Below are 251 nucleotides of genomic sequence, written 5' to 3' on the forward strand. Positions count from 1 at the left end.
TCTTAATCGCCTCAAAGAAGAAGCGGGACTGGTTCAGCAGCCGCTCAATCGGCGCTTGGTCGGTTCGGGGGTCGCCTACGGTCATCGACCACTTCACCGGCTCGCCACGAGAACCAGCCAGCACAAGGCCGCTGATTTGATGCACCTCGTACTGGCCGCGCGGCATGCCCTCCAACGTCACGCCGACACGGTCACCGAGCCAGCAGTGCCCCTGGCCCTCCGTGCCGATAGTCCACGGCCCGCCCTCGAGG

1 protein-coding gene is annotated in these 251 nt (G+C 65.3%); it reads right to left on the reverse strand.

Annotation, left to right across the window (positions count from 1 at the left end):
* Positions 1–251, reverse strand: a 251-nt coding sequence (locus QP140_RS10125) for a Gp37-like protein (protein WP_442875048.1), incomplete at both ends; no start/stop codon positions are given.

This window comes from Corynebacterium sp. UMB9976 (genome assembly GCF_030212265.1).
Classification (GTDB): domain Bacteria; phylum Actinomycetota; class Actinomycetes; order Mycobacteriales; family Mycobacteriaceae; genus Corynebacterium.